Genomic DNA, 16,188 nt, shown 5'->3' on the forward strand with positions numbered 1-16,188 from the left:
TCAACCCCCCCTGGGGTCCCTTACACCCGGGGCCCCGCCCCCCGCTTCCGGGGGCGGCGCCCGCTGTGTCCGTTCTCAGGCGCCGCCGTCCGTCGCCGGACGGCCGGTCAGGACGTGAGCTGACCGCCCATCAGGACTTCGACGCCTGCAGCAGCACCTTGCCGATGTGCGCGCTGGACTCCAGCACCCGGTGCGCCTCGGCGGCATCGTGCATCGGCACGACGCGGTCCACGATCGGCCGGACCACCCCGCTGCCGATCAGCGGCCACACGTGCTCGCGTACGGCGGCGACGATGGCGGCCTTCTCGGCGAGCGGACGCCCGCGCAGTGACGTCGCGGTGACGGCGGCCCGCTTGTTCAGCAGGGCGGCGAGATCGAGCTCGCCCTTGACGCCACCCTGAAGACCGATGATGGCAAGCCGGCCGTTGACCGCGAGTGCCTTCACATTCCGGTCCAGGTACTTCGCGCCGACGATGTCGAGGATGACGTCCGCGCCCGCCCCGTCCGTCGCCTTGCTCAGCTCCGCGACGAAGTCCTGCTCCCGGTAGTCGATCAGGATGTCCGCGCCGAGCTCCGCGCAGCGCGCCAGCTTCTCGGGACCGCCCGCGGTCACCGCGACCCGCGCGCCCACCGCCTTGGCCAGCTGAATGGCCATCGTGCCGATACCGCTGGACCCGCCGTGCACCAACAGCGTCTCACCGGGGCGCAGATGGGCCACCATGAAGACGTTCGACCAGACCGTCGACGTCACCTCGGGCAGCGCCGCCGCCACCGTCAGGTCGATGCCTTCGGGCACGGGCAGCAGTTGCCCGGAGGGTACGGCGACCTTCTCCGCGTATCCGCCGCCCGCGAGCAGCGCACACACCTCGTCACCGACGGACCAGCCGGTGACACCGGAGCCGATCGCCGTGATCCGGCCGGCGCACTCCAGGCCGGGGTACGGGGACGCGCCGGGCGGCGGGTTGTAGAAACCCTGTCGCTGAAGCACATCGGCACGGTTGACCGCGCTGGCCACGACCTCGACGAGGACCTCGCCCTCGCCGGGTACGGGATCGGGGACCTCGGCCCATACAAGTGCCTCGGGGCCACCGGGTTCGGGGATCGTGATCGCATGCATGGCGGCGAGGCTACTCCGTGACACCGGCACACGGAGCGCCGAGACACCCGGGAGATTCACACCCCTTGCTGGCGGGGCGTGTGCGGCGGGCGGTTCTCCGAGGCGCGCACGATGGTGATGAGCCGGTCCGTCAACTGCAGCGGGCTGGCCGCCGGATCGTCGTAACCGATCAGCCGGTGCCCGCGCAGCACGCTGACGACCAGATCCTCGGTCTCCCGGACGGTCTTGCCGACTTCGGCCTTTATCACCGGCCGCTCGACGAGATCGAGGCCGCTGCCCTGCTGGATCAGGTCCTCCATCACCGTGCCCGCGCTGGGGCTGAGGACCGAGAGGCCGAGCAGTCGGCCCGCCGCACTGGCACTGGTGATCACGGCGTCGGCGCCGGACTGCCGCAGCAGCGGGGCGTTCTCCTCCTCACGCACCGCGGCCACGATCTTCGCGCCGCGATTGAGCTGCCGAGCGGTCAGCGCGACCAGCACCGCCGTGTCGTCGCGCTGGGTGGCGATGATGATCTGCCGTGCCTTCTGGAGCTCGGCCCGCAGCAGCACGTCGCTGCGGGTGGCGTCGCCGACGACACCCACGTACCCCTCCGCGTTGGCCGTCTCGATCACCTTGCTCGCCGGGTCGACGATCACGATCTGATCCTTCTTCAGACCGGTGGCGCAGAGCGTCTGGATCGCCGAGCGGCCCTTCGTGCCGAAGCCGACGACAACGGTGTGATCACGCAAGTTGCTTCTCCAACGGTTCAGCCGGAAGTCCTCCCGGGTCCGCTCGGTCAGGACCTCCAGGGTGGTGCCGACCAAGATGATCAGGAAGAGGACGCGCAGCGGTGTCACGAGCACCACATTGATCAGGCGGGCACTGTCACTGTAGGGAGTGATGTCGCCGTACCCGGTGGTGGAGAGGGTGACCGTCGAGTAGTAGACGGCGTCCAGCAGGTCCACCGAGCCGTCCGCGCTGTCGTGATAGCCGGAGCGGTCGGACCAGACGATCAGCACCGTGGTCGCCAGGACCAGTAGCGCCATCAACAGCCGCTTGGTGACCTGTCGGAGCGGTCGGTCGACGACGCGGCGGGGAAGCATGATCCGGGTGGGGACGATGTGCTCGTCGACCCGCCTGGCCATCGCGTCATGGCCGGGAAGTTTCACGTGAAACACCCTTCCGACCCCGGCGTCGCCGGGGCCCACGGCAGATCGAGGATCTCCACCTCGGCGCCGGACGGTACCCCGCCCGGTGGTACGACGGCCAGCCCGTCGGCGGCGGCGATACCGCGGAGCATGGCCGGGCCGTTGTAGTGCAGCGGTACGACGTGCTCCGCACCCGCACCCGTCCCGGTGCCCATCCGGTGGACGACGGGTACCAGACGGGTGTCCTCGGTGTGTCCGCGCACCTCGTCGCGTACGACGACCCGGTACGGGTCCTCCGGGGTGCGGCCCGCGAGCCCGCGGAGAAGGGGTTCGGCCAGTGTGAGAAGACCGGAGACGGCGGCGAGAGGATTGCCGGGGAGCCCGACGAGATAGGGGCCACCGGAAGCCAACCGGGCCAGCAGCATCGGATGACCGGGGCGTACGGCGACACCGCTGACCAGTAGTTCGGCACCGATCCCGGCGAGGACCGGATGGACATGGTCGACCGGGCCGGCCGCGGTACCACCGGTGGTGACGACGAGGTCCGCGTCGGAGGAGGTCAGGGCCTGCCGAAGGGCCTCCGCGTCGTCGCCGAGCCGGCGCGGGGCGGAGACCTCGGCGCCCAGGGCCTGCAGCCAGGGGCCGATCATGGGGCCCAGGGCATCCCGGATCAGCCCGTCGTGCGGCAGACCGGCGGTGAGCAGTTCGTCCCCGAGGACGAGGACGTCGATGCGTGGGCGAGCGACGGTCACCAGTTCGTCGTAACCGGCGGCGGCGGCGAGACCGAGGACAGCCGGGGTCACCATGGTCCCCGTGGGCAGGAGTTGGTCGCCGGATCGGCACTCCTGGCCGCGCGGCCGGACGTCCTGCCCGGGGACCACCTGCCGCTGGGCGTACAACACCCCTCTGGCTTCGTCCGCGTGTGCGTGTTCGGTCCGGATCACGGCCGTGGCATTGGCGGGGATACGAGCACCCGTGGCGATCCGTACCGCATCGCCGTCAGGGAGCGCGGCGGGTGCGCCGTGCCCGGCAAGAATGCCCAGTGCCCGGCTTCGCCCTCCGCTTCCGCTCTCTTCTCCGTCCCTTCCCTCGCTCCCTTCCTCCTCCGTGTTCCTGTGGATGGTCCAGGGTCCGGGTCCTGCGACGACCCAGCCGTCCATGGCGGAAGTGTCGAAGGAGGGCAGATCCGTCAGCGCGGCAAGCGGCTCAGCCAGCACGTGTCCGAGGGCGGGGCCGAGCCCGAGCCGCTGTGTACGGGGCGAGGCGGAACGGCCGACCCGCGCGGCAAGAGCGCGGGCCTCGTCCCAGCCGGTGGTACGCCCGTGCCGCACCCGGGCCGGGTCGAGACCAGGCGTCGGGTGGTGGCCGGGCGTGGGGGGTTCTCCGCAACTCCGGCCCGCATCGTGTTCGGCGTCGTGGTCGGTGAGGTGGCCGGGGGCATACCCCTTGGTCCGGGCGGGTCCCGGGGCGCTGTGCCCCTCGGGAGGGGGCGCCTGCCCCGGGCCGTCACATCCGCCGGAACCGCGGTCGGGGTGTCCGCGGTCGGAGTGCCCGCGGTCGGGGTGTCCGCAGTCGGAGTGCCCGCGGTCGGAGTTCCGGCCGGGACGGTGATCGGATGCTTGGCCGGGGCTCGGGCCGGGCATCCGACTCGGCCCCTGACCGGAGTCGTGGTCGGAGATCCGATCAAGGTTCTGCCCCGAGACCCCGGCGCGGGGGTGCGCCTGGGATGCCGCCGGCTCACGCGGGGGCTGGGGTTCGACCAGCGCGAGGGCCTGCTCGAAGGCCCTTTCCTCTTCGGCGGCCCGCTCCTCTTCGGTGAGCTTTTCCTCTTCGGTGGCCCGGACATGTTCCGTGCCGTGGGCACCGTCGGCTGACCGGGAAGCCCGGTCCGCGGCGCCTGCCTGACCCATCGCACGGGTCTGCTCGGCGGCTCGGTCCTGACCGACGCCCCAGTCCTGACGGGCGGCCCGGTCCCGACCGGCAGCCGCGTCCTGGCCGCCGGTCACCTGTCCCCCGTCGACCCTGCGTCGGAGCCCTGTCACGGCGACTCGGTCTCGTCCGCCCAGCGAAGTGCGAGCGCGGCCGCCTTGCGGGCGGCTTCGGCCACCGCCTCGGCCCCGCCACCGTCGCCGCTCGCCTTGGCCGCCGCGTAACCGACCAGGAAGGTGGTCAGCGGGGCGGCGGGCCGGGCGACACCGTGCGCGGCATCACGGGCGAGGTCGAGCAGGACGCCGGTGTCGACGTCGAGTTCGATGCCCAGTTCGTTCTTGACTGCGGTGATCCATTCATCCAGCACGTGCCCATGCTCTCTGATACGGGCCCGGGCTGCGGCAATGTCCTCCCAGGTGTCGCAGTCGAACGAAGCGAGCGGATCGCCCGCGACACGAGCGAGATCCAGTGCCTGCGCCAGCAGCCGCAACGGCATCCCGGCCAGGCTGCCGTGCTCGGCGGCGAGCAACGCCAGCTCGCGGCGGAGGGGTTCGGCGCGGTAGACGGCGACCAGGGGCTGGTCGCGACCGTCAGCATCGACGCACAGGGCTCCGTCCAGATCTCCGTGCCCGGAGGCGGCCAGCAGCATCTCGACCGTGCTCCCGCCCAGGAACGGCAGGTCGGCGGAGAGCACGAGCACACGCTCGGCCGTCGTGTGCCGCACCCCGGCGCCGAGCGCCGCCAATGGCCCACCGCCCTGCGGTTCTTCGCGCGTCCAGGTCACGGCACGGGTGGTGGGGCGCCGACCGCCCACCACGACCGTGACGGCCGCATCGGCGCAGGCGGCCAGCACCCGGTCGAGCAGCGACCGGCCACCGACCCGGACAGCGGGTTTGTCGGCGCCCCCGAGGCGCTCGGCGGCCCCTCCGGCAAGGACGATGGCGTCATACGCGGTCATGAACCCGAGTATGCGCGCCACACCCCGCCGATCCTTCGCAGCCGCCCCCTCGCTGTCCTCCTCGTCCCTCTCGTCTCTTCCCTACAACGTGCGCAGCAACAGCGCCGGCTGTTCCACGCAGTCGGCCACGTACCGCAGGAAGCCACCAGCCGTGCCGCCGTCACAGACCCGGTGGTCGAAGGTCAGCGAGAGCTGAACGACCTGACGCACCGCCAACTCGCCCTGGTGCACCCACGGCTTGGCCACGATGCGGCCGACACCCAGCATCGCCGCCTCCGGGTGGTTGATGATGGGCGTCGAACCGTCGACGCCGAACACCCCGTAGTTGTTCAGGGTGAACGTGCCGCCGGTCAGGTCCGCCGGAGTCAGTGTCCCCGTCCGGGCCGCCTCGGTCAGCCGCCCGATCTCGGCGCCGATCGACTCCGCGTTGCGGGCCTGTGCACCTCGTACGACGGGGACGACGAGTCCCCGCTCCGTCTGGGCCGCGAACCCGAGATGGACCTCAGGCAGCCGGACGATCTCCCGTGCGTCCAGGTCCACCGTCGAGTTCAGCTCCGGGAACCGGGCCAGGGCAGCGGTACAGATACGGGCCAGCAGGGCGAGCACCGACACCTTGGGCCCCGCAGCCGGACCACCGCTGCCGTTCATCACGGCCCTGGCGGCCATCAGCTCGGTGGCATCCGCATCGACCCAGCACGTGGCATCGGGTATCTCGCGCCGGCTGCGCGACAACTTGTCGGCTACCGCACCCCGTACACCGCGTAGCGGGATCCGCTCCTCGGCCGACGCAGGTGCCTGTACCGACAGCGGGGCCGACGCCGGCGCGTGCGTCGACAACGCGGGGGCCGGGGCCGTCCCCACGGTCACGCGCGCCGCTGCGTTGATGGCGGATTCGACATCGGCTCGCAGGATCAGCCCGTCGCGCCCCGATCCCGTCAGCCGGCGCAGATCGAGATCGTGCTGTCGCGCCAGTTTCCGCACCAAGGGGGAGACGACCGCCACCGGGCCCGCCACCTCGCTCCGTACCGTCGCGGGGGCAGGCTCAGGGGCGGCAACGGGAGCCGGGGGCTGCACCGCTACGGGCATCACCGCGGGCGTTCCCGAGATCGCCTCGGGCCGGACCCGTCGGCGCCGCGCCGCCGGGGCCCCCGTGCCGTACCCCACCAGCACGTTTCCGGACGACTCGGCCTCCGCGGCACCGTCCACGACGACATCCCCGGCGGTGGACCCCACCGCAACGGTCAGCAGCGGTGCCCCGACCGGGAGTTCGGTGCCCTCCTCGCCGAACCGGGCGGTCACCACACCCCCGTAAGGACATGGCACCTCCACCATCGCCTTGGCCGTCTCCACCTCCACGACCGGCTGGTCGACGGCGACCACGTCGCCGACCTCCACCAGCCAGCGCACGATCTCCGCCTCGGTCAGACCCTCACCGAGGTCGGGCAACTTGAATTCGAGCACCTGGGGCATCAGCTCTCCGCCTCCCACTGCAACCGTGCGACCGCGTCGAGGACCCGGTCCACGCCCGGCAGATGGTTCCGCTCCAGCATCGGCGGCGGATACGGGATGTCGAATCCGGCGACCCGCAGCACCGGCGCCTCCAGATGGTGGAAGCAGCGCTCGGTGATCCGGGCGGCGATCTCCCCGCCGGGGCCGCCGAAGCCGGACGACTCGTGGACGACGACCGCGCGGCCGGTGCGCCGCACCGAGGCGGCGACCGTCTCGTCGTCGAACGGCACCAGCGACCGCAGGTCGACCACTTCGAGGTCCCAGCCCTCCTCGACGGCCGCTTCCGCGGCCTCCAGGCAGACCGGCAGGGACGGCCCGTACGTGATCAGCGTCGCGCTGCGACCGGGCCGGCGGACGACGGCCCGTCCGATCGGCTCGACCGCCGCCGGGGCCTCCGGCGACCAGGCAGCCTTCGACCAGTACAGCCGCTTCGGCTCCAGGAAGACCACCGGGTCGTCGGAGGCAATGGAGGCCCGCAGCAGCCCGTACGCGTCGTCGACGGTGGCAGGTGTGACGACGTGGAGGCCGGGCGTGGCCATGTAGTACGCCTCCGAGGAGTCGCTGTGGTGCTCGACCCCCCCGATCCCGCCGCCGTAGGGCACCCGCACCGTGATCGGCAGCGGCATGGCACCGCGGGTCCGGTTCCGCATCTTGGCGACATGGCTGATGAGCTGCTCGAACGCCGGATAGGCGAACGCGTCGAACTGCATTTCCACTACGGGCCGCAGCCCGTACATCGCCATGCCGACAGCCGTTCCGAGGATGCCGGCCTCGGCGAGCGGCGTGTCCGTGCAGCGGTCGTCGCCGAACTCCTTCGCCAGACCGTCGGTGATCCGGAAGACCCCGCCGAGAGTTCCGACGTCCTCGCCCAGGACATGGACGGTCGGGTCCTCGGCCATCGAGTCGCGCAACGCCCGTCCCAGAGCCTGCGCCATGGTGGCCGGTTTGGCACGCTGAGTCTGCTCACCGGCCGTCACTGCCGCCGTGGTCATCGTCCTCCCTCCACGCCACTCGGACCGTGCTGACCGTGGTGGTCCTGCTCGGCGTCCAGCTCGACCCTCAACCGGGCTGCCTGCTCACGCAATTGCGTGGTCTGTTCGGCATAGACATGGGCGAAGAGGTCCATCGGGTCGAGCACCGGGTCGGCGTTCATCCGCTCGCGCAGTCCGGCGGCCATCCGTTCCGCGGCCGCGCGGGCCTTCTCCATTCCGTCCTCGCCGAGCAGCCCGCGGCCGGTCAGCTCCCGCTCCAGAAGCTGGACCGGGTCGTGGGCCCGCCACGCCTCCACCTCGCTGTCTCCGCGATAACGAGTGGCGTCGTCGGCGTTCGTGTGGGCGTCCATCCGGTACGTCACGGCCTCGACGAGCGTCGGACCGCCTCCGGCCCGGGCCCGCGCCACGGCTTCGCCGAGGACCTGGTGCACGGCCGCCACGTCATTTCCGTCGACCAGCCGGCCCGGCATCCCGTACCCGACCGCCTTGTGCGCCAGCGAAGGCGCCGCCGTCTGCTTCGCCAGCGGGACGGATATCGCGAAGCCGTTGTTCTGCACGAGGAAGACCACGGGGGCCTTCCAGACGGCCGCGAAGTTCAGCGCCTCGTGGAAGTCGCCCTCGCTCGTCCCGCCGTCACCGACCATGGCGAGCGCGACCACGTCGTCGCCCTTGAGCCGCGCCGCGTGTGCCAGCCCGACGGCGTGCGGCAGCTGGGTGGCGAGCGGCGTGCAGAGCGGGGCGATGCGGTGCTCGCGAGGGTCGTAACCGGTGTGCCGGTCACCGCGCAGCAGGGTCAGCGCCTCGACCGGGTCGAGTCCGCGTACCACCGCCGCGAGCGTGTCGCGGTAGCTGGGGAAGAGCCAGTCGCGCTCCTCCAGCACCAGCGCCGCCGCGATCTCGCAGGCCTCCTGCCCGGTGCTCGACGGGTAGACGGCGAGCCGGCCCTGCTTGGTGAGAGCGGTCGCCTGCGCGTTGTACCGCCGGCCGCGCACCAGCTCGGCGTAGAGCCGCAGCAGCAGCTCGGGGTCTGCGTCGGCCGCGGCGTCCGTACCGAGCACGCGGTACGGCTCGGGGTCCGGGAGCAGCGGCGCGGGGTCGGTGAGCGGCTTCCAGGCCGGGGGCGGCGTGGGCCGGTAGGCGGCCGCGCCTGGCAGCTCTTGGACCGTCATGACAAGCACCTCCTGGCTTCGAGGGATATCGAGCGGCATCTGTCGATATCGAGGGGTCGTCCGATATCGAGGGGTGACTGAATAGGTCGAAATGTCGAGCACGAGCCGAGGCACGGCTGTGGCGTGCCTCACCTACCGATTGTTCGGTCGCGGGCGCATTTTGGCTACAGGCGCCGTCAGCCTGTGGACAAACGGTTCTCCACAGCCTGGGATAGGGGCAGGTCGTCCAGGAGAGGGAGGCGCGGGGACATGGCAGCTGAACAAATGGCCGACGGGGCCGAGGACCCCGGCCAGGTTCCGCCCGCACGCCCCCTCGATGCCATCGACCGCGACATCCTCCGGCTGCTCCAGTGGGACGGCCGGGCCTCGATACGTTCGGTGGCCGACCGGGTGCACGTGTCGCGCGCCAACGCCTATGCCCGGATCAACCGGCTCATCGACGACGGTGTGATCCGCGGGTTCAGTGCGCGCGTGGATCACGAGCGGGCGGGGCAGGGCGCCTCCGCGTACATCACGCTCAAGATCGTCCAGAACACCTGGCGGACGGTGCGCGAACAGCTCCAGGCACTGCCCGGGGCGACCCACATCGCGCTGGTCAGCGGTGACTTCGACGTACTGCTGCTCGTACACACACCGGACAACCGGTCGCTGCGCGAGCTGGTCCTGACCAGGATCCAGGCCATCCCCGAGGTGCTCTCCACCCGCACGCTCCTGGTGTTCGAGGAGACGGATCTCGCCCCGGGCCCGGAGCGCCCCACCGAGCTGAGCTAGAGCGTGACTCTTTGACGGGCTGGTCAGTTGGTCGGACAGATCTGTCCGGTCGGTGATCACTGATGCGACGTGGGGCCGGATCGAGCGGCTGGTACCGGCCGATCCGGTCCGTGGACGACGGTGGGCCGACCACCGCCGGACCCCTGAGGCCATCGCGTGGAACCCGCCCGGTCACCGTCCTGACGGATCGCGCCTACTCGTCCCGTGCGATCCGTGGACCTCTTCGCCGCCGAGGCGTCCGGGCCGACTCGGATCGTCAGTTGCCGAGTGCCAGCCTGATACCGAAGACGCCGATCACGGTGCCGGTGATCCGGTCGAGCAGGCGGCGGGCCTGGGGCTTGCGGAGCCAGCCGTGCAGGACGCGAGCGAGGCCGATGAGGACGGCGGACCAGAGCAGACCTATGAGGATGTGCACCGTGGTGAGCAGGAGACCCATGGTGAAGTGGCCGGTGCCTTGGGGGATGAACTGAGGCAGGACGGCGACATAGAAGACGCCCATTTTCGGGTTCAGAAGGTTGGTGAGCGTTCCCTGCCGCCAGCCGCCGCCGGCCGAGTCAACGCCGGCGGCCGGAAGGGAATCGTCCGTGTCCGGCGCGGGCAGCCCCCGGAAGGTGTCCCGGAGCATGCGGGCCCCCACCCAGATCAGGTAGACGGCGCCGATCCAGCGCAACGCGGTGTAGGCGAGGTGGGAGGCCGTGAGAAGCGCGGTCACTCCGAGGGAGGTGAACGCACCCCACACCAAGGTGCCGGTCTGGATTCCGAGGACGACGCCCCAGGCTCTCCTGCGCCGGCCGAGGGCCGACGTGCGCAGGATCAGCGCCGTGTCGAGTCCGGGAGTCAGAGTGAGAAGCCCTACAACCAGGGCAAAGGACCACAGGGCGGTGCTTATTGCCATGGAATGCCAGGCTACCCCACCGGATCCACCGCCTTGTCGGAGGTGAATCTTGAGCTGTCCGGATTCCCCTCCGAAGAGACAGGCCTTGGCGCGACGCACAACCTCACGAGCCGCACATCCCGAGAAAGGGGCGCACCGGGGCCCGGTCCTACCTGCGGCCGAGCAGTGTCACCCCTGCATACCGGCGCCGATGGTTCAGCGAGGGGCGCGCATGCCCTCGAAGGCCAGCCGGACGACCGTGTCCGCCAGCTGCTGCCCCTCGTCGGCACCACCCGGCTGCGGCCGATACCACTCCACCAGCGAGTTCACCATCCCGAAGAGCAGCCGGGTCGCCAGCCGTATGTCCACGTCCGAGCGGAGATCACCGTCCGCGACGGCCGCTTTCAGAAGCTCCGCCACGCGCTGGTCGAACTCACGCCGGCGCTCCATGGCCCAGCGCTCGGCCTTCGTGTTGCCCCGTACGCGCAGTAGCAGCGTGACGTAGGGCAGTTCGGCTATCAGCACCTCGACGGTGCGTCGCGTGACGTACTCGACCCGCTCCATCGCGCGCCCCCGGCTCGCCCCCGGCTCGTCGAGAATTCCGAAGAGTCCGTCCAGCGCCCGGCTGACCGCGCGTCGCAGCAGCTCTTCCTTGCCTGCCACATGGTGGTAGATGGACGACTTGGAGATCCCTGCCGCCTTGGACAGGTGCTCCATGGACGTGCCGTCGTAACCGCGCTCGTTGAAGACACGGACGGCGACGGTGAGGAGGGTCTCCGGGGTGTACGTGTCCCGCTTGGCCGTGGTCATGTCCGCGATCCTCCCCTACGAGTTGTCCACAGGTTCCCGGGACCCCCTTGTCCCGACCGATCGTTCGGTTACTCTAACTCTGTCCGTCCGTCCCTGCCCAGCTCGATGAGGAGTTGGTCTGTCATGGCCGCCGAGCTCTCCCCGCACCTGCTGTCCGAGAAGCACCGCCCCACGCTCGACCAAGCCCTCGACGCGATCCGTACGCGCGCGTACTGGTCCCCGCACCCCGAGCACCCGAAGGCGTACGGCGAGGGCGGCGCCCCCGGCAGCCTGAGCGCGGCCGATGGCAAGGCCGCTTTCGACGCCGTTCTGCACACCCGTCTCGACCTGGGCCAGCCGGGCACCGACGGCTGGACCGGCGGGGAGATCTCTCCGTACGGACCGGAGCTCGGCGTCGAATATCCGCACGCCGACCTGGACGTGCTGCTCCCTGCGATGCGCACGGGGATGGCTGCCTGGCGCGAGGCGGGGCCCGAGACCAGGGCGATGGTCTGCCTGGAGATCCTGGCGCGGATCAGCGGCCGCACCCATGAGTTCGGCCACGCCGTGATGCACACCAGCGGGCAGGCCTTCATGATGGCCTTCCAGGCCGGTGGCCCGCATGCCCAGGACCGCGGTCTGGAGGCCGTGGCATATGCGTACGAGGAGCAGACCCGCACGCCGCGGACGGCGGACTGGTCCAAGCCGCAGGGGAAGCGCGATCCCCTGCAGCTGCACAAGACCTACATCGCGGCGGGCCGCGGCATCTCGCTGCTGATCGGCTGCAACACCTTCCCGACGTGGAACGGCTATCCCGGCCTGTTCGCCTCCCTCGCCACCGGTAATCCCGTCCTGGTGAAGCCGCATCCGCGCGCCGTCCTTCCGCTGGCGCTCACGGTGCAGGTGGCCCGCGAGGTCCTGAGCGAGACCGGCTTCGATCCCAACCTGGTCTGCCTGGCCGCCGAGCGGCCCGGCGAAGGCATCGCGAAGACGTTGGCCGTCCGCCCCGAGATCCGGATCATCGACTACACCGGATCCACCGCCTTCGGCGACTGGCTGGAGGGCAACGCCCGCCAGGCGCAGGTGTACACGGAGAAGGCCGGGGTCAACACGGTCGTCATCGACTCCACCGACGACTACCGGGGCATGCTGGCCAACCTGGCCTTCTCCCTCTCGCTGTACAGCGGCCAGATGTGCACCACCCCGCAGAACCTGCTGATCCCCCGGGACGGCATCACGACCGACGCCGGCGACAAGTCGTACGACGACGTGGTGAGCGACATGGCCGCCGCGGTCATCGGCCTGCTCGGAGACGACGCCCGGGCGAACGCGCTGCTCGGCGCACTGGTCAACCCGGACGTGAAAGCCCGCCTGGAGGCAGCGGCAGGGCTGGGCGAAGTCGCCCTGGCCTCAAGGGAGGTGGCCAACCCCGAGTTCCCGGACGCGGTGGTCCGTACTCCGGTCGTCGTCAAGCTCGACGGTGCCAAGCCGGACGACGAGGCGGCGTACCTGTCGGAGTGTTTCGGACCGGTGGCGTTCGCCGTCGCGGTCGACTCGACGGCGGACGCGGTGGAACTGCTGCGACGGACGATCCGCGACAAGGGTGCGATGACGGTCGGCGCGTACACGACCTCACCGGAGGTGGAGCGCGCGGTGGAGGACGTCTGCCTGGACGAGTCGGCCCAGCTCTCGCTGAACCTCACGGGCGGGGTCTACGTCAACCAGACGGCGGCCTTCTCCGACTTCCACGGGTCCGGGGGCAACCCGGCGGCAAACGCCGCTCTGTGCGACGGAGCATTCGTATCGAACCGCTTCCGAATGGTGGAAGTCCGCCGCCAGGCCTGATCCGCACCGGCCCGCACCGGCCCCGCTCCTGGCGCTCCGGCGTCGCGGAGCGGGCGCCCGGCGAGCGGGTCCCCGATTCCGGGACGGGGCGGTGCGGGGAGAGGCCCACCCCAAGGGCCGACCCCACCCCGCACCGCCTCGCCCGCCTCGGCGCATGACCGGCCTCCGGCCTCTCTCAGCCGGCGCTCCCCGGAATATCCGCGTAGCGCTGCACCCACGCGTGCATCGCGATGGCAGCCGCGGCTCCCGCGTTGATCGACCGCGTCGACCCGAACTGCGCGATCGAGCAGACCATCGTCGCGTGCTTGCGCGCCTCCTCGGTCAGCCCCGGCCCCTCCTGCCCGAAGAGCAGCACACACCGCCGCGGCAGCTCGGTCCGCTCCAGCGGCACCGCTCCCGGGAGATTGTCGATCCCGATGATCGGCAGCCCTTCGGCCGCCGCCCAGGCGGTCAGATCCGCGGTGTCGGGGTGGTGCCGCACATGCTGGTACCGGTCGGTGACCATCGCACCGCGCCGGTTCCAGCGCCGACGGCCCACGATGTGGATCTCCTTGGCGAGGAAGGCGTTCGCGGTGCGCACCACCGACCCGATGTTGAAGTCGTGGCCCCAGTTCTCCACCGCCACATGGAAGTCGTGCCGCCGAAGATCCAGGTCGGCGACGATCGCCTCCCTCGTCCAGTAGCGGTACTCGTCGCCGACATTGCGCCGGTCCCCGTGGGCCAGCAGCTCGGGGTCGTACCGCTCTCCCTCGGGCCAGGGCAGCGGATGCGGTCCGACTCCGATCTCCGTCCCGAACCCGTCGTCGTACTGCAACGGGTCCGTGGACGACTCGCCCGCCACAGGGCTGTCGGCCGACGGATTCTCGCCACTCCTGCTGGTACTGCCGGTGCTGCCGGTGCTGCCGGTATCGCTGCTCACCCGACGAGCGTATGGCCATCGCTTTCGTCGTGTCGCGGGACCTCCTCGTCGGCGCCCCGCCACTGCTCCGGCACCCGGCCCCTGCGGGAGAACAGCAGCTGCCGCCCGAGCACCGCCCTGCCGCCCAGCCAGACCAGGAAGGCCGTCGGCAGGAAGACGGAATCCGCGGCGATCATCGCCATCGAGAAGAAGGGCAGCCCCAGCAGCAGGGCGATGCCCAGGTGCTCACACATCATGACGACGAGCAGGACGTTCTTGACACGACGGTTGAAGAGAGTGAACGGGAAGGCGACCTGCACGATGACCGTGCCGTACGTCAGCACCATGACCATCACACCGTTGGACGCCAGGATGTCGGAGAGCGCGGGCCACGGCGTGAAGTAGTCGAGCTTGAGCGGGTAGTACAGCGCCGTACCGTCCTGCCACCGCGACCCCTGGATCTTGTACCAGCCCGCGGTCGCGTAGATCAGACAGACCTCGACCATGATCACGACGAGAGTGACGTTGTGGGCGAGATTGGCGAGGACGTCGAGCAGGGCGCGCAGCTCGCTCCGCGGCGCGTGACGGTTCACGGCCCACCAGACGCCGTGTCCGATCCACAGCACCCAGAAGAGCAACGGCAGCCAACGAGTGCCGCCGAGGCCGTCCATCACCGTGCCCACGACGAGCACCACACCGAACGCGGCCCACAGGATCGGCCCGGTCACGTCCCGAGCCGAGGACCGCAGGGCTGCAGCCCCCTGCGACTCCACACCCGGGTCCGTCCCGTCCTCAGCTTCCGCCTTCGCGCGGCGGACCCGTGCCTCCCGCCGCGCGTCCAACGACCAGACCTGGCCGCATCGCGTCAGCACGAGGTAGATCGACATCAGATGGACGACGTTGTCGCCGCCGTCACCCAGGAAAATGCTGCGGTTCTGAAGCGAGAGCACACCGGCCATGAACAGGACGGACATGGCCCGGCTGCGCCAGCCGACCATCAGCAGCGCGGCGGAGAGCAGAGTCACCGCGTAGACGATCTCGAACCAGACCGTGCTGTCCGACCACATGAGCGCGGAGAAGGCCTCGTTGCCCGAAATGAGCTGCTTCGCCATGTCCCAGCGCCAGGGCGCGTCGGGTCCGTACATCTCATGGCGGTGCGGCAGCTCGCGCAGCAGGAAAAGCAGGTAGGTGGCGGAGAACCCGATCCGGATGACAGCGCTCTGATAGGGGCCGAGGGCCGAGAAAGTGATGCGCTGAGCACCGCGGGCGAAGCTGCCGTCGAGGGAGGGCGTGCTCACTTGTCCGCCTCCTTGGCGTTCTCCGGAAGGTCTTCGGGGGTCACGGTCCACCACGGCAGCACCCGGTAGACCGGCTTGGTGCTGATCCTCTCCGTGCTCCACGGGGGTGCGGTGACCGAACGCACCTCGGAGCGGACCTGTATGCGCTCGACGGTGCCGCCGTAGTCGTGCCCACTCAGGCGCAGCATCACGATGCGGCGGATGTAGCGCTCGGAGAGCCCGCCACGCGGACCGTTCGGGTGGTTCTGGAGGTCGTGGGAGTTGACGTAGAAGTCCCAGCCGCGTCGGAGCTCGTTCTGGTGGACGTGGCTGGGGAGGAGGTTGCCCCGTATCCCCTTGCCGTCCTCGCCGGAGAGGCTCATCCAGGCGGTGGTACGGCGCCCCTGGGGGCCGGCTATCTCGGCCCGGACGTGCACGGCGACGTTCTGCTGGAGCGGGTTGGGCGCGAAGAGTTTCCAGTTCTGCTCGAACTCGGGATAGACCCAGTCGTCGACCGCTTTGCCGTGCTGCTTGGTCAGCGTGTTCGACGGGGCGACGTGCAGGAAGACCATGGCCAGGTGGGTGCAGGCGATCAGCCCGATCACGGCCAGCGCGGCTGCGGCGACGAGCTGGTACGGAAGGGACAGCCCGGCAATACCAGCGTGCACCGGCGCGGACCCGCAGGAGGGGCCACAGGGGCCGGTGGGCGCGTCGGTACCGCAGGCGTGGTCCGGATCGGCGTGCGCGCCGGGACCCAGCTCCGGACCGGAACCCGTCCCCTGACCGGGGACTGACCCGGCGAGGCCGCCGCTGTCGGGCGAGGCATCCTCACGCCGCTGCACACCCGGACCGGCGCTCCCGCTCCCGCCTCCGGCGCCCCTGTCGTCGTTCGAATCCATCCCGCCCCGATCCCCGTCGATCACCGCTCAGTTA

The 16,188-nt window shown here is 70.6% G+C and carries 14 protein-coding genes and 1 pseudogene; 3 read left to right on the plus strand and 12 right to left on the minus strand.

Translation table 11 applies throughout. The features are described 5' to 3' along the window. Nucleotides 1–130 precede the first annotated feature (130 nt). The 7 genes from ACFVXE_RS23170 to pdhA form a co-directional block, all read right to left on the minus strand. Nucleotides 131–1,117: an NAD(P)H-quinone oxidoreductase gene (locus tag ACFVXE_RS23170; RefSeq protein WP_389673674.1), complete on the minus strand. Its 987-nt coding sequence runs from the start codon at nucleotides 1,115–1,117 to the stop codon at nucleotides 131–133. Between the two features lie 56 nt (nucleotides 1,118–1,173). Next, entirely contained in the window at nucleotides 1,174–2,304 is a 1,131-nt protein-coding gene (locus ACFVXE_RS23175) for a potassium channel family protein (RefSeq protein ID WP_389673675.1), read from the minus strand. After that, the gene (locus tag ACFVXE_RS23180) at nucleotides 2,262–3,887 is read right to left on the minus strand and encodes a molybdopterin molybdotransferase MoeA (protein ID WP_389673786.1); all 1,626 of its coding nucleotides are present in this window, start codon (nucleotides 3,885–3,887) and stop codon (nucleotides 2,262–2,264) included. Before ACFVXE_RS23180 ends, ACFVXE_RS23175 begins: the two co-directional genes overlap by 43 nt. A gap of 395 nt (nucleotides 3,888–4,282) precedes the next feature. Further along, nucleotides 4,283–5,131, minus strand: coding sequence for an NTP transferase domain-containing protein (locus tag ACFVXE_RS23185; RefSeq protein WP_389673677.1), 849 nt, complete (start codon nucleotides 5,129–5,131; stop codon nucleotides 4,283–4,285). An 81-nt stretch (nucleotides 5,132–5,212) separates the two neighbouring features. Next, nucleotides 5,213–6,601: a dihydrolipoamide acetyltransferase family protein gene (locus ACFVXE_RS23190; RefSeq protein WP_389673679.1), complete on the minus strand. Its 1,389-nt coding sequence runs from the start codon at nucleotides 6,599–6,601 to the stop codon at nucleotides 5,213–5,215. Continuing rightward, nucleotides 6,601–7,632, minus strand: coding sequence for an alpha-ketoacid dehydrogenase subunit beta (locus ACFVXE_RS23195; RefSeq protein WP_389673681.1), 1,032 nt, complete (start codon nucleotides 7,630–7,632; stop codon nucleotides 6,601–6,603). The genes ACFVXE_RS23190 and ACFVXE_RS23195 overlap by 1 nt, the downstream gene beginning before the upstream one ends. Beyond that, a complete protein-coding gene (pdhA, locus tag ACFVXE_RS23200) occupies nucleotides 7,629–8,801 on the minus strand; it encodes a pyruvate dehydrogenase (acetyl-transferring) E1 component subunit alpha (protein ID WP_389673682.1) in 1,173 nt (390 codons plus the stop codon). Before pdhA ends, ACFVXE_RS23195 begins: the two co-directional genes overlap by 4 nt. 264 nt (nucleotides 8,802–9,065) lie before the next feature. Here pdhA and ACFVXE_RS23205 point away from each other — a divergent pair, with 264 nt between their 5' ends. Together ACFVXE_RS23205 and ACFVXE_RS23210 are read left to right on the plus strand one after the other, a co-directional pair. Next, nucleotides 9,066–9,572 carry an Lrp/AsnC family transcriptional regulator gene (locus tag ACFVXE_RS23205; RefSeq protein ID WP_389673788.1) on the plus strand — a complete coding sequence of 169 codons (507 nt, stop codon included), beginning with the start codon at nucleotides 9,066–9,068 and terminating at the stop codon, nucleotides 9,570–9,572. Between the two features lie 19 nt (nucleotides 9,573–9,591). Continuing rightward, nucleotides 9,592–9,801, plus strand: a pseudogene (locus tag ACFVXE_RS23210) (transposase); the annotation flags it as partial. A gap of 27 nt (nucleotides 9,802–9,828) precedes the next feature. Here the strand turns inward: ACFVXE_RS23210 and ACFVXE_RS23215 are convergent. Both ACFVXE_RS23215 and ACFVXE_RS23220 read right to left on the minus strand, forming a co-directional pair. Then, nucleotides 9,829–10,467 (minus strand): LysE family translocator, encoded by a 639-nt coding sequence (locus ACFVXE_RS23215; protein WP_389673684.1) that lies wholly within the window; start codon nucleotides 10,465–10,467, stop codon nucleotides 9,829–9,831. A gap of 195 nt (nucleotides 10,468–10,662) precedes the next feature. Further along, nucleotides 10,663–11,256, minus strand: a complete 594-nt coding sequence (locus ACFVXE_RS23220) for a TetR/AcrR family transcriptional regulator (RefSeq protein ID WP_389673686.1) — start codon at nucleotides 11,254–11,256, stop codon at nucleotides 10,663–10,665. 123 nt (nucleotides 11,257–11,379) lie between these two features. On the opposite strand from ACFVXE_RS23220, the gene paaN reads away from it, so the two are divergent. Beyond that, nucleotides 11,380–13,080, plus strand: a complete 1,701-nt coding sequence (gene paaN / locus ACFVXE_RS23225; RefSeq protein ID WP_389673688.1) for a phenylacetic acid degradation protein PaaN — start codon at nucleotides 11,380–11,382, stop codon at nucleotides 13,078–13,080. Nucleotides 13,081–13,255: 175 nt separating this feature from the next. On the opposite strand, the gene ACFVXE_RS23230 is transcribed toward paaN, so the two are convergent. Genes ACFVXE_RS23230 through ACFVXE_RS23240 form a run of 3 tightly spaced genes read right to left on the minus strand, consistent with a single transcriptional unit; the run spans nucleotide 13,256 to nucleotide 16,154 of the window. Further along, a complete protein-coding gene (locus ACFVXE_RS23230; protein WP_389673690.1) occupies nucleotides 13,256–13,999 on the minus strand; it encodes a TrmH family RNA methyltransferase in 744 nt (247 codons plus the stop codon). Next, entirely contained in the window at nucleotides 13,996–15,276 is a 1,281-nt protein-coding gene (locus tag ACFVXE_RS23235) for an HTTM domain-containing protein (RefSeq protein WP_389673692.1), read from the minus strand. Before ACFVXE_RS23235 ends, ACFVXE_RS23230 begins: the two co-directional genes overlap by 4 nt. Beyond that, nucleotides 15,273–16,154 (minus strand): DUF5819 family protein, encoded by an 882-nt coding sequence (locus tag ACFVXE_RS23240; RefSeq protein WP_389673694.1) that lies wholly within the window; start codon nucleotides 16,152–16,154, stop codon nucleotides 15,273–15,275. Before ACFVXE_RS23240 ends, ACFVXE_RS23235 begins: the two co-directional genes overlap by 4 nt. Between the last annotated feature and the right edge of the window lie 34 nt (nucleotides 16,155–16,188).

This window comes from Streptomyces sp. NPDC058231 (genome assembly GCF_042882275.1).
GTDB lineage: Bacteria > Actinomycetota > Actinomycetes > Streptomycetales > Streptomycetaceae > Streptomyces.